The organism is Streptococcus mitis, from assembly GCF_047462815.1.
Lineage (GTDB): Bacteria > Bacillota > Bacilli > Lactobacillales > Streptococcaceae > Streptococcus > Streptococcus mitis_DO.
Genome location: NZ_JASHFB010000014.1, coordinates 22,276 through 34,836 on the forward strand (window position 1 = coordinate 22,276; position 12,561 = coordinate 34,836).

Consider the following 12,561-nt stretch of genomic DNA (forward strand, 5'->3'; position numbering starts at 1 on the left):
TAGTAACAGCCATCTGTTACATTCATGAGATAAGTATACCATACAGTAATCGTTTTCAACAAGTGGTAAATCCCTATTTTTACACTTTCTTTTCTAAAACAGTCTGCGTTTTATCCCAAACTGTAGTATATTTTTGAAAAAATAAAGTCCTTTTTTCTTTTTTTCAGAAAAAAGGGTATAATAAAAGAAAATAAGCGGTAAAAAGGGGGCTAGGCATGTTGATTTTTCCTTTGTTAAATGATTTGTCAAGAAAAATCATCCATATTGACATGGATGCCTTTTTTGCTGCGGTAGAAATCAGGGATAATCCTAAACTCAGAGGAAAACCTGTCATTATCGGAAGCGACCCTAGGCAAACAGGTGGGCGTGGTGTCGTTTCTACTTGTAGCTATGAGGCGCGAGCTTTTGGTGTACATTCAGCCATGAGTTCTAAAGAAGCCTACGAACGTTGTCCCCAGGCTGTTTTTATCTCAGGAAATTATGAAAAATATAAAGCTGTGGGACTCCAGATTCGAGCTATCTTTAAGCGTTATACAGATTTGATTGAACCCATGAGCATTGACGAAGCCTATTTGGATGTAACAGAAAATAAACTCGGCATCAAGTCAGCGGTCAAAATTGCCCGCCTTATTCAAAAAGATATCTGGCAAGAACTCCATCTAACTGCTTCCGCTGGCGTTTCTTACAACAAATTCTTAGCTAAAATGGCTAGTGATTATCAAAAGCCACATGGTCTGACGGTGATTCTGCCTGACCAGGCTGAGGATTTCCTCACACAAATGGATATTTCCAAGTTTCATGGAGTAGGAAAAAAGACGGTGGAAAGACTTCATCAAATGGGCGTTTTTACCGGCGCTGATCTACTTGAAATCCCTGAAGTGACTCTAATAGACCGTTTTGGCAGACTGGGCTATGACCTTTATCGAAAGGCTCGTGGTATTCACAATTCCCCCGTCAAATCCAATCGCATCCGTAAATCAATCGGCAAGGAAAAAACCTATGGAAAGATTCTCCGTGCCGAGGAAGATATCAAAAAAGAGCTGGCTCTCCTATCAGAAAGAGTCGCTCTCAATCTCAGTCAGCAAGAAAAAGCTGGTAAAATTGTCATTTTGAAAATCCGCTACGAGGACTTTTCAACTCTTACCAAACGAAAAAGTCTGCCTCAAAAAACACAGGATGCTAGTCAGATAAGCCAAATAGCCCTGCAACTATATGAAGAGTTAGATGAGAAAGAAAGAGGTGTCCGCCTGTTGGGGATTACCGTGACTGGATTTTAAAACCTTGAAGAGCTTACCCTTCAAGGTTTTTCTTATACAAATAAACGAACAAAGCTATACAGTAGCAAGACACTACCGAGTACAATACGGTATTTACCGAAAAGAGTGAAGTCGTGTTTTTTCACATAACTTGTCAAGAAACGAATAGCGACCATGCTGACTGCAAAGGCGACTCCCATCGCAACCAAGAGCAAGAACAATTGCCCAAAGCTCAAGAGCTGTCCTGCTTTCACAAATTTGAAAATCTTTAAGGCACTAGCTCCAAACATAACAGGAATCCCTAGATAGAAGGTAAATTCTGTCACAACAGAACGACTGGTTCCATTCAATAAACCACCGACGATCGTTGCACCTGAACGGCTAGTCCCTGGTAAAAGAGCAAGAACTTGGAAGAGTCCGATATAGAAAGCTGTCGTATAAGGAAGCTTATCCAACTCTGTCACACTTGGTTCGATAGCACGCGCTTTATTGCGCTTTTCCAAATAGATAAAGGCAATCCCATAGATAATCAACATGAGAGCAACTGAAACCATATTATGGAAGTGGGTATCAAACCAATCATCAAATTTAAAGACGGCAAGTAAAGGTAAAGTAGCTACAAGAACTTTCAACCACAGTCTCCAAGTCTTACGAACTTCCTGCTTGTCCTTAGTCGGTTTGAAAGGATTGAGCTTGTTAAAGTAAATCACCATAACTGCTAAAATAGCACCAAGCTGAATCACGACATTAAACATAGACATAAAGGCTTCATTTTGATTTTGGTATTGGATAAATTCCTCTGCTAAAATCAAGTGACCTGTACTGGAAATCGGCAACCATTCCGTAATTCCTTCAACAATCCCGAAGAAGATAGATTTTAAAATTTCAATAAGATACATAGATTACTCCTTTTTCTATCTTCCATTATAGCATATTTTAGCTCTCTTTAAAAGGCACCGATACTGCCACCGCCTCCGCCCCCAGAGAAGCCACCACCAGAACTTCCACTTCCAGAAGATACGGAGTAGGTGCTTGCTGTGTTTGCGATGCTGGCATAATGGCTCATTTGCGCGCTTGAATGATAAAACATACCGTGCCAGCCATACACTACATAGAGGTTAATGTCTGGATTTTCCACTTGAATATGATGAACCTTCATCAAATGACTGACCTTATCCGCATAGCCAAATAAGGTCGCATAAACCAAGAGGCGATTCCAGACTACAATACTTTCCAATTCTGCCTGATCCAGTCGTGCAATCTCACGCAACATATTTTCAAAACTGGTCCAGAGATAGTAGACCTCTGCTCCTGCTTCATTCAGAACACCATCACGATTATCTAATCGAAGCTTCCAATAATAGAAAACAGCCAAAACCAAACCTAGAAAACCAAGTATTGGTAAGGGGAGGTAAAGATAGCCATGAACATCTAAACTGTACAAGAACAAACCAAATCCAATAAATAAGGGCAAGATAGTGGAGAGTCCCATCCCCACCTGCAAGGCCTTTTCTCCACCAGTCAAGGGACGATAATAATCCGGAAGCCCCCAGAAGGTAACTCGATTTCTCACTCCTTCTTGCATCTCTTTCAATACTTCTTCAAAAGAATATTTGAGCTGACGCCCCTTTGCTTGAATCCGTTTTTCATCAGAGACTTTTGCTCTACGATAAAGACTATCAGATACCTTGTAATCCGCAAACAAATTGGAAAGAGTTTCTTCTTTTTTGCCTGAAAAAACCAGATTTAGACAGTCTTTCTCAAAGCTTGACAAACCATCTTCTTTTACTAGCCTCAAGCCAACTGCATCTCCTTCTGAAATAATAGAAACATTCCCACGGTCTATCACATCTAGCAAGGTAGCTTGAATCAGTTGATCAAAGGTGAATTTGCCAGCCCCCTTGACTAAGGGACTCACTTCCTCCAAGGAGGTCGAGTAGACAGCCTCCGATAAAACCATAGGCTCTAATTCCATTGGTGGCTCATAGAGACGATGATTTTTGGCATATTTGACTGAAGGAGTGGTCCTTCTTCTATAAATAAAATAGAAGCAGACACTCAATAACAAGGAAATGGAAAGTATCAAAGGAAACACCCAAGTAACGAGTTGTTTACTCTGCTCTTTTTCTCTAACAATCGAGTCTTCTATCTTATTAAACTCCTCTAAACGATTCCCTTTCAAGCCCTGATCCGTATCGCTAGCAAAAGCACTTCGAGGCCAGTAGGCGTGCAATTCAACTCCACGCTTAGACGGAAGATTATCTAAACGAATAGTATAATCAAGGTTACTCTTTTCAATCGTTCCTTCTTTAAAAAGTTTCCCTGTATGGAAAAAGAGTTTTTCAGCCCCCTTATCTCCCCTTACACGAAATTCAAACTTTCCAATAGCCCCTGAACTATCTGTCAGAGGTTGCCAATTTAATTCAGCGATATCATCATAAAGAAAAAGCAAGTTCTTTAAGTTCCAGACAAGGTCAACTTCAACTGTGTCACCCTCCTGACCTGGATTATAGACTTTGACAGTATAACCATCCGCTTCTTCTGTCACTTCGCTAGTAATATCTGTCAGTTCAGCACCATTTTTCGATGCCTGAACCTTTGGATGAGGGTCAATGTCAAATCCGCTAGGCATCTTGCCAGCACGTCCAAGTCCCACGATTTGGCCCTTAAAGTCCTCCTCAAACTGATAAACTATCTTCTGTCTAAATTCTGCCGTATTGTCTGCATGAATATACAAATCACCTTGATAAGAGTTTATCTTAAAATCAATGGCAAAAACAGAGAGTGGCAGAAGGCAAAACAAGCCTAACACTAGTAAGAAAAAAGTTTTTTTCATCAAACAAGCCCCCTTTTTATCTTTGCTATCATTATATCATTTTTTCTCAAGTAAGGGCTTACCCATATTGAAAAATAGAGTTTTTTTCGATAAAATAGGAGACAGTTATTTTTTAATAGATTAGAAATAGGAGAAATCATGAGAAAAATATACTTATCTATTTTCACAAGTCTCTTGCTGATGCTAGGACTTGTCAATGTTGCTCAAGCTGATGAATATTTACGCATCGGGATGGAAGCAGCATATGCTCCCTTTAACTGGACCCAGGATGATGATAGCAATGGAGCTGTCAAAATCGATGGAACCAACCAGTATGCCAATGGATACGATGTCCAAATTGCCAAGAAAATCGCTAAGGACTTAGGCAAAGAACCTTTGGTTGTTAAGACCAAGTGGGAAGGTCTAGTCCCTGCCCTTACTTCCGGTAAGATTGACATGATTATCGCAGGTATGAGTCCAACCGCTGAACGCAAACAAGAAATCGCCTTTTCAAGCAGCTACTACACTAGCGAGCCTGTCCTACTTGTCAAAAAAGATTCTGCCTATGCAAATGCTAAATCTTTGGATGACTTTAATGGTGCGAAAATCACTTCTCAACAAGGTGTTTACCTTTATGACTTGATCTCACAAATCTCAGGCGCTAAAAAAGAAACAGCTATGGGAGACTTCGCTCAAATGCGCCAAGCTCTTGAGGCTGGTGTCATTGATGCCTATGTTTCTGAACGCCCAGAAGCTCTGACTGCCGAAGCTGCTAACTCTAAGTTCAAGATGGTCCAAGTAGAACCAGGTTTCAAGACAGGAGAAGAAGATACTGCTATTGCCATTGGACTTCGTAAAGATGACACTCGTATTAGCCAAATCAATGCCAGCATTGAAACCATTTCTAAAGATGACCAAGTTGCCTTGATGGACCGTATGATCAAGGAGCAACCTGCCGAAGCTACAACAACTGAAGAGACTAGCAGTAGTTTCTTTAACCAAGTCGCTAAAATTCTTTCTGAAAACTGGCAACAACTTTTGCGCGGTGCTGGTATCACTCTTTTAATCTCTATCGTCGGAACCATCATAGGTCTCATTATCGGTCTTGCGATTGGTGTCTTCCGTACTGCTCCTCTCTCTGAAAACAAAGCCATTTATGGCCTGCAAAAACTAGTCGGATGGGTTCTCAATGTCTACATTGAAATTTTCCGTGGTACACCAATGATTGTTCAATCAATGGTTATCTACTATGGAACTGCCCAAGCTTTCGGGATCAACCTTGACCGTACACTAGCTGCTATCTTCATCGTTTCGATCAACACCGGTGCCTACATGACTGAAATCGTCCGTGGTGGTATCCTGGCAGTTGACAAGGGCCAATTTGAAGCTGCGACTGCTCTTGGTATGACTCATAACCAAACCATGCGTAAGATTGTCCTACCTCAGGTAGTTCGTAACATCCTACCCGCAACTGGTAATGAATTTGTCATCAATATCAAAGATACATCTGTATTGAACGTTATCTCTGTTGTTGAACTTTATTTCTCAGGAAATACCGTGGCAACGCAAACCTATCAATACTTCCAGACATTTACAATCATCGCCGTGATTTACTTTGTCCTCACCTTCACCATAACACGTATCCTACGCTTCATCGAACGCCGCATGGACATGGATACCTATACTACAGGTGCTAACCAAATGCAAACGGAGGATTTGAAATAATGACACAAGCAATCCTTGAAATTAAACACCTCAAAAAATCCTATGGACAAAACGAAGTGCTAAAAGACATTTCACTCACTGTCCACAAGGGAGAAGTCATCTCTATCATCGGAAGCTCTGGAAGCGGAAAATCAACCTTCCTACGCTCCATTAACCTACTTGAAACTCCAACTGATGGACAAATCCTTTATCATGGACAAAACGTTCTCGAAAAAGGCTATGACCTCACGCAATACCGTGAAAAGTTGGGGATGGTGTTCCAATCCTTTAACCTCTTTGAAAATCTTAACGTACTTGAAAACACAATTGTCGCTCAGACGACTGTCCTTAAACGCGAACGTACAGAAGCTGAAAAGATTGCCAAAGAAAACCTTGAAAAGGTCGGCATGGGAGAACGCTACTGGCAAGCAAAACCGAAACAACTCTCAGGTGGTCAAAAACAACGTGTAGCCATCGCTCGTGCCCTCTCCATGAATCCGGACGCTATTCTCTTTGATGAACCAACATCAGCTCTCGACCCAGAAATGGTTGGTGAAGTCCTCAAAATCATGCAAGATTTGGCTCAGGAAGGCTTGACCATGATTGTTGTAACCCACGAAATGGAATTCGCCCGTGATGTCTCTCACCGTGTTATCTTCATGGATAAGGGTGTAATCGCTGAAGAAGGCAAACCAGAAGACCTCTTCACCAATCCTAAAGAAGACCGTACAAAAGAGTTCCTTCAACGCTATCTCAAATAAAAAGAAAAGGCTGCATCAATCGTGCAGTCTTTTTGCTGTCCTCATACTCTTCGAAAATCTCTTCAAACCACGTCAGTTTCGCCTTTCCGTAGGTATATGTTACTGACTCTGTCAGTCTTATTTACAACCTCAAAGCAGTGCTTTGAGCAGCCTACGGCTAGCTTCCTAGTTTGCTCTTTGATTTTCATTGAGTATCAAAATGAAAAGGCAGACCTTATTCAAGAATCCGCCATTATCCAAAGATTAATCTTCAAATTTTTCATGATTTTTTTCATAGAAATCAATTAAACCTAGAGCTGTTTCAAATGAAATATTTTTTACTTTTGCACGACCCTGCGCTAGAGCAATGATAGACATTTCACGCGCATTCGTTTCTTTAGAGATACGGTAGCCTGTGATTTTCTTATCACGAACCCAGCCAACAACTGATTCTACTTTTTCAAAGTTTGACTTAGCCATGTTCTTCTCCTATTTTCTTCTTTACGTTATATTATTCTATACGTTTTTATGTCTTTTGTCAATAAAAAAACATATATTCAATAAAACAAATGATTTCGAATCTTCTTACTTCCTTTTTAAAGCCGATAATATATAGGTTTTTACTTACTATAACCCAATAGTACGCTCCTAAAAAACAATTGTATTATTAAACTTTAAACTTGTAAAAATATTCATGTATACTGAATACCAGTTTCTCAATAGGATAGACAGGATTTACTATTTCATTCTATATATTCCTTTTAAATCAACAAGTCCACTAAAGATAGTCTTTCACTCCACACTATCTCTAAACCATTCCGTTTTCTTTCTCCTTCTTTGGTTCCTTTCCTGTCCTTATCTATATCTTATTCGTTTCACAACCGGTACTACTTACATTGTCCAATCTTGCACCTTCTGATTACATACCCGCTTTCCAGCTAGTCATTTAAAAACAGTATCACTAGCTGTTTCATGTCTAGCACTATTGTTTATCTCACGAGTTTTTTCGGCCAACTCATCTAGCAACCATTTCACAAACATTGATTATTTTTTCTGACTCCTATTATATTTAGTGAAAATTCAAATTAGGGATCTATACAATTGAGGATTTCAAAAAATTTCCTTATATATAGTAAGTAATTCTGTCGCCTTAATATAAACAGAATCAAAAATAATAGGTGCTATAGTGAGTTGTAGTAGAAATAGCACGATAGATTTCCTAAGTCCATAGGAATCGCCCCCTTTCTTCACCCTCATTATAACACCTATACATCAGTTGTGCAAATAATATGATATTTTTTTATTAGTCCTCAGACAAGCATATTATAGAGCGTTTCATTACCATTTAAGTTAATATAAGCTGGATCGAAGCCTTCCATTCTACGGATCAAACCTGCATAATCATGCTTATCTGCTAAGGCAATCCCAATTAAGACTGGGCCTGTACCCTTGCTAGCTCGTTTGATATACTCAAAACGTGTGATATCATCATTTGGTCCCAGGATATCATTTACAAACTCACGCAAAGCCCCTGGACGCTGTGGGAAGTTGACCACAAAATAATGCTTGATACCATCATAAATCAAGGCACGTTCTTCCATTTCTGGCATACGGTTGATATCATTATTTCCTCCAGAAATGATACAACAAATGGTTTTCCCCTTGATATATTCAGCTAAAACTTCTAAAGAAGCAATACTAGCCGCTCCAGCAGGTTCTGCAACAATCCCTTGCTTAGAGTAGAGGTCAATCAAGGTTTCAGAAATCAATCCCTCATCGACACCTACTAAGGTTTGAACATGTTGACGAGTTGCTTCATAAGTCAATTGACCTACCTTTTGTACAGCAATCCCATCCGCAAATTTGTCAATTTCCTTGAGTTTAACAGGCCCACCAGCTTCAAAGGCCGCCTTCATGGAACGTGCTCCATTAGCCTCTACCCCAATGACTTCAATTTCTGGACTTGTTTCCTTGATATAGGTAGAAACCCCGGCAATGAGACCACCACCACCAACAGGAACCAGGACAGCATCAAAATCAATCGATTCTTTTCGAGCTTCTTCTAAAATCTCATAAGCAACTGTCCCTTGACCAGCTTGAACATGGGCATCATCAAAAGGATCAATAAAGGTACGATTTTCAGAGACTGTAAATTCTTGAGCTGCTTTAGCTGAAGCATCAAAGGTATCTCCAACTAGTTTAATGGTCACGAAATCCCCACCAAAAAAACGAACTTGCCCAATCTTTTGTTGCGGAGTAGTAATGGGCATAAAAATAGTAGCAGGAATTTTCATCTCATTACAAGTATAGGCAACTCCCTGCGCATGATTTCCTGCAGAGGCACAGACTACCCCACGCTCACGCTCTTCCTTGCTGAGCTGAGAAATAGCATAATAGGCACCACGAATTTTAAAAGAGCGAACACGTTGGGCATTTTCCTTTTTCAAATAAATCTTAGCACCATACTTCTCCGATAAATAATGGTCATAATCCAGTGGGGTATTCACAACCACACCGTTCAAGACCTTGTGAGCCTTGATGATATCTTTTGAACTTAACATCTTTTTCTCCTAGACTATTCATACTATCACAATCCTTCCTCTAAAAAGAGAGATGAATTGATTATAAAAGCGAGTTAGGTCCCCCCAACTCGCCTTCAACTTGATTTCTATCAATTAGTTATAGATCTTGAATGCATCATCGTCGTTTTTACCAACGAATGGCATTGCTTTACGCAATTCTGCACCAACTTTTTCAATTTCAAGGTTAGCTGCTTGTTCACGGTAAGCAGTCAATTTTGGACGTCCAGCTTTATAGTCATTTACAAAGTCATTTGCAAATTTACCATTTTGGATGTCCGCCAAGACAGCTTTCATGTTTTCTTTAACTTGCTCAGTGATGACACGTGGACCTGATACATAGTCACCGTACTCAGCAGTGTTTGAAATTGATTGACGCATTTTCTTGAATCCACCTTCGTAGATCAAGTCAACGATCAATTTCATTTCGTGAAGAACTTCAAAGTAAGCCAATTCTGGAGCGTAACCTGCTTCTGTCAAGACTTCGAAACCTGCTTCGATAAGGGCAGTCAAACCACCACAAAGTACAGCTTGTTCACCAAACAAATCTTCTTCAGTTTCTTCTTTGTATGTTGTTTCAAGAAGACCTACACGAGCAGCTCCAACACCTTTACACCAGTCCATAGCAATGTTTTTCGCATTTCCTGTTGCATCTTGGTATACAGCGTAAAGAGCTGGTACACCAAATCCTTCTTCATAAGTACGACGTACCAAGTGTCCTGGTCCTTTAGGTGCACACATAAAGACATCTACATCCGCAGGAACTTTGATAAACTCAAAGTGGATATTGAAACCATGAGCAAATCCAACTGCGTTTCCAGCTTCCAAGTTTGGAGCGATTTCTGCTTCATAAAGTTCTTGTTGGATTTCGTCTGGTGCCAAAATCATGATAACATCAGCCAATTTAGTTGCTTCTGCTACTGTGTAAGTGTCAAATCCATCTTCTTTTGCTTTATCAAAAGATTTACCTGGACGTACACCGATGATGACATCGCGACCTGAATCACGCAAGTTTTGAGCATGCGCATGTCCTTGCGAACCATAACCAATAACGGCGATTTTTTTACCGTCAAGTGCTGCTACTTTAACATCTTTTTCGTATTCCATTTGAACTGCCATAGTTTTTCTCTCTTTTCTATTATTTATTACCTTTTAGGCTGGTTTAACAAATTTAAGTTGGATTTTTAGTCGCGGGTAAATCCAGTTGCACCCGTACGAGCGATATTGCGAATACCGTATGGTCGAATGACTCGCAATAGAGCCTCACTCTTTTCAGCATTCCCAGTCATCTGAATGGTAATCGAGCTTGGCGCTACGTCTACCACTGTTGCACGGAAAGGTTGAATAATCGCTAAAATCTCAGCTCGCTTCTCAGCTGGCGCTGACATCTTAACTAAAATCACCTCTCGCTCCAAATGAGGCTTGTCTGTAATATCTCGAATACGAATCACATCAATCTGACGATTGAGTTGCTTAATGATTTGCTCCACTTCATCATGTGAAGCTACATCAATAATAATGGTGATACGCGATACATTCGGATCTTCTGTCGCTCCAACAGAAATGCTTTCGATATTAACCTGACGACGAGATAGGACACCTGTAAAGCGATTGAGGACTCCTGAACGATTTTGTAGTTTTGCTGTTAACATTCTACGCATGGAACTTCACCCCCAACATCTCATGATTACTCTTACCAGCTGGTACCATTGGTAACACCTGTTCCTTACGAGAAATATCTACCTCGATTAGCATAGGAACATCCTCAGTGATGACTTCAAGGTCTTGAGCCAAGGTCTCAGGATTGTCAAACTTATAGTTTTTAATGCCATAAGCCTGTGCCATCAGTTGGAAATCAGGAAGGGTATCAAAGACTGACTCTGATGTTCTACCTTCATAGAAGGATTCCTGCCACTGGCGAACCATTCCGAGTGAGTGGTTGTTCAGCATAACCACCTTGATTGGCACCTTGTAAATGTTCAAAATAGCCAATTCCTGGTTAGTCATTTGGAAACCACCATCCCCAACAAACAAGACTACTTCCTTATCTGGGTTAGCAATTTTAGCACCGATTGCTGCTGGAATTCCGAATCCCATCGTTCCCAAACCGCCTGAAGTCACTAACTGACGTTCATTTTGGTAGGGATAATACTGAGCTGTCCACATTTGGTGTTGACCAACGTCTGTTACCACAATGGCATCTCCATTCGTCAATTCACCAATTCGTTCAATAACAGCTTGCGGTTGAACCACACGTTCTTTCTTATCATAAGAACGAACGCGGTTCTTGTCTTTAGTGACTTTTTCAATCCATTTCTCAGTATTGTTATGAACTGTTGGTTCTGACAGCAACATTTGCAAGGCCTTCTTAGCATCTCCAACTACAGGAATATCTGCACTGATAATCTTGCCAATCTCGGCAGGGTCAATATCAATGTGAGCAACCTTGGCATTCTTAGCAAAGGTCTTAGGATTTCCTGTCAAGCGGTCATCAAAACGGCAACCAATACTAATCATAAAATCAGCTTCTGTCATGGCAATATTAGCTGCGAATGACCCATGCATGCCTCCCATTCCAAGGAAGAGTGGGTGACTCGTTGCAATCGTTCCTTGTCCCAAAAGACTGGTTACCACTGGAATTTGATAGCGTTCTGCAAATTCATTTAATTCTGCCGCAGCCTCAGCATAACTAATTCCACCACCAGCTAGCAAGACTGGCTTTTTAGCCTTGGATAATTGCTTCAAGATTTTCTTGATTTGCATATCATTTGGCTCAAGAGTTGGTTGATAGCTTGGTAGGTTCACTTCTGGTGAATAAATGAAGTCTGTTTCCAAAGCAGATACGTCTTTAGGTAGGTCAATGACGACTGGCCCTGGTCGACCTGTAGTCGCGATGTGGACAGCTTCCGTAATGATACGCGGAATATCAGCTGTCTCACGAACTTGGTAATTGTACTTAGTGATTGGCATGGTAATTCCCACGATGTCTGCCTCCTGAAAGGCATCCTTCCCAATCCCTGCTCGCGCTACCTGCCCTGTAAAGACCAAAAGGGGAACGCTATCGCTCATGGCATCCGCAATCCCTGTAATGGCATTTGTTGCTCCCGGTCCGCTAGTGACGACGGCAACACCCAACTTTCCAGTTGATTTAGCATAACCTTCAGCTTCATGCAAACAACCTTGCTCATGGCGCCCTAGAATGTGGCGAATGCCTTTAAAATTATATATCGCATCATAAAAAGGCAAGACTGCACCACCAGGATAACCAAAGATGGTATCAATTCCTAAATCACGAAGTGTTTCCAAAACTAGGTCCGACCCCGTCTTAGGAGATTCTAAACTGATTTTCTCCATTGTTCCCCTTTCTTTCCTCTTAAAAATAACTTGTTACTATCATACCACTTTTTCAAAATTTTTCAAGACAAAAGAAGAAATTTTCTGAATTTTCTATTTTAACGTTTATTTAT

10 protein-coding genes are annotated in these 12,561 nt (G+C 40.6%); 3 read left to right on the plus strand and 7 right to left on the minus strand.

The genetic code is table 11. The annotated features are described in order from the left end of the window. Positions 1-215 precede the first annotated feature (215 nt). On the plus strand, positions 216-1,277 hold the full coding sequence (gene dinB, locus QM865_RS07990; RefSeq protein WP_153192601.1) for a DNA polymerase IV: 1,062 nt from the start codon (positions 216-218) through the stop codon (positions 1,275-1,277). A 32-nt stretch (positions 1,278-1,309) separates the two neighbouring features. Here the strand turns inward: dinB and QM865_RS07995 are convergent, their stop codons facing one another. Beyond that, complete coding sequence (locus tag QM865_RS07995) at positions 1,310-2,155, minus strand: undecaprenyl-diphosphate phosphatase (protein WP_203175561.1); 846 nt, start codon at positions 2,153-2,155, stop codon at positions 1,310-1,312. Between the two features lie 47 nt (positions 2,156-2,202). After that, complete coding sequence (locus QM865_RS08000) at positions 2,203-4,092, minus strand: DUF2207 family protein (protein ID WP_414306405.1); 1,890 nt, start codon at positions 4,090-4,092, stop codon at positions 2,203-2,205. Positions 4,093-4,230: 138 nt separating this feature from the next. Here QM865_RS08000 and QM865_RS08005 point away from each other — a divergent pair, with 138 nt between their 5' ends. Both QM865_RS08005 and QM865_RS08010 read left to right on the plus strand, forming a co-directional pair. After that, a complete protein-coding gene (locus QM865_RS08005) occupies positions 4,231-5,796 on the plus strand; it encodes an ABC transporter substrate-binding protein/permease (RefSeq protein ID WP_414306406.1) in 1,566 nt (521 codons plus the stop codon). Further along, positions 5,796-6,536: an amino acid ABC transporter ATP-binding protein gene (locus QM865_RS08010; protein WP_000189477.1), complete on the plus strand. Its 741-nt coding sequence runs from the start codon at positions 5,796-5,798 to the stop codon at positions 6,534-6,536. Before QM865_RS08005 ends, QM865_RS08010 begins: the two co-directional genes overlap by 1 nt. 243 nt (positions 6,537-6,779) lie before the next feature. Here the strand turns inward: QM865_RS08010 and QM865_RS08015 are convergent, their stop codons facing one another. The 5 genes from QM865_RS08015 to QM865_RS08035 all read right to left on the minus strand — a co-directional run bounded on the left by QM865_RS08015 (position 6,780) and on the right by QM865_RS08035 (position 12,448). Continuing rightward, positions 6,780-6,995 (minus strand): hypothetical protein, encoded by a 216-nt coding sequence (locus QM865_RS08015; RefSeq protein ID WP_001130036.1) that lies wholly within the window; start codon positions 6,993-6,995, stop codon positions 6,780-6,782. A gap of 830 nt (positions 6,996-7,825) precedes the next feature. Continuing rightward, positions 7,826-9,076: a threonine ammonia-lyase IlvA gene (gene ilvA / locus QM865_RS08020; RefSeq protein ID WP_000952975.1), complete on the minus strand. Its 1,251-nt coding sequence runs from the start codon at positions 9,074-9,076 to the stop codon at positions 7,826-7,828. A gap of 114 nt (positions 9,077-9,190) precedes the next feature. Beyond that, the gene (gene ilvC, locus QM865_RS08025) at positions 9,191-10,213 is read right to left on the minus strand and encodes a ketol-acid reductoisomerase (RefSeq protein WP_000290683.1); all 1,023 of its coding nucleotides are present in this window, start codon (positions 10,211-10,213) and stop codon (positions 9,191-9,193) included. 65 nt (positions 10,214-10,278) lie between these two features. After that, on the minus strand, positions 10,279-10,755 hold the full coding sequence (gene ilvN, locus QM865_RS08030; protein ID WP_001253803.1) for an acetolactate synthase small subunit: 477 nt from the start codon (positions 10,753-10,755) through the stop codon (positions 10,279-10,281). Then, a complete protein-coding gene (locus QM865_RS08035) occupies positions 10,748-12,448 on the minus strand; it encodes an acetolactate synthase large subunit (protein ID WP_261068653.1) in 1,701 nt (566 codons plus the stop codon). The genes ilvN and QM865_RS08035 overlap by 8 nt, the downstream gene beginning before the upstream one ends. Between the last annotated feature and the right edge of the window lie 113 nt (positions 12,449-12,561).

What these genes read in the sequence shown, in the direction of transcription:
- QM865_RS08010 (WP_000189477.1), top strand. Translation starts at nt 5,796, where the DNA reads ATGACACAAGCAATCCTTGAAATTAAACACCTCAAAAAATCCTATGGA.
- dinB (WP_153192601.1), top strand. Translation starts at nt 216, where the DNA reads ATGTTGATTTTTCCTTTGTTAAATGATTTGTCAAGAAAAATCATCCAT.
- QM865_RS08000 (WP_414306405.1), bottom strand. Translation starts at nt 4,092, where the DNA reads ATGAAAAAAACTTTTTTCTTACTAGTGTTAGGCTTGTTTTGCCTTCTG.
- QM865_RS08035 (WP_261068653.1), bottom strand. Translation starts at nt 12,448, where the DNA reads ATGGAGAAAATCAGTTTAGAATCTCCTAAGACGGGGTCGGACCTAGTT.
- ilvN (WP_001253803.1), bottom strand. Translation starts at nt 10,755, where the DNA reads ATGCGTAGAATGTTAACAGCAAAACTACAAAATCGTTCAGGAGTCCTC.
- QM865_RS07995 (WP_203175561.1), bottom strand. Translation starts at nt 2,155, where the DNA reads ATGTATCTTATTGAAATTTTAAAATCTATCTTCTTCGGGATTGTTGAA.
- QM865_RS08015 (WP_001130036.1), bottom strand. Translation starts at nt 6,995, where the DNA reads ATGGCTAAGTCAAACTTTGAAAAAGTAGAATCAGTTGTTGGCTGGGTT.
- ilvA (WP_000952975.1), bottom strand. Translation starts at nt 9,076, where the DNA reads ATGTTAAGTTCAAAAGATATCATCAAGGCTCACAAGGTCTTGAACGGT.
- QM865_RS08005 (WP_414306406.1), top strand. Translation starts at nt 4,231, where the DNA reads ATGAGAAAAATATACTTATCTATTTTCACAAGTCTCTTGCTGATGCTA.
- ilvC (WP_000290683.1), bottom strand. Translation starts at nt 10,213, where the DNA reads ATGGCAGTTCAAATGGAATACGAAAAAGATGTTAAAGTAGCAGCACTT.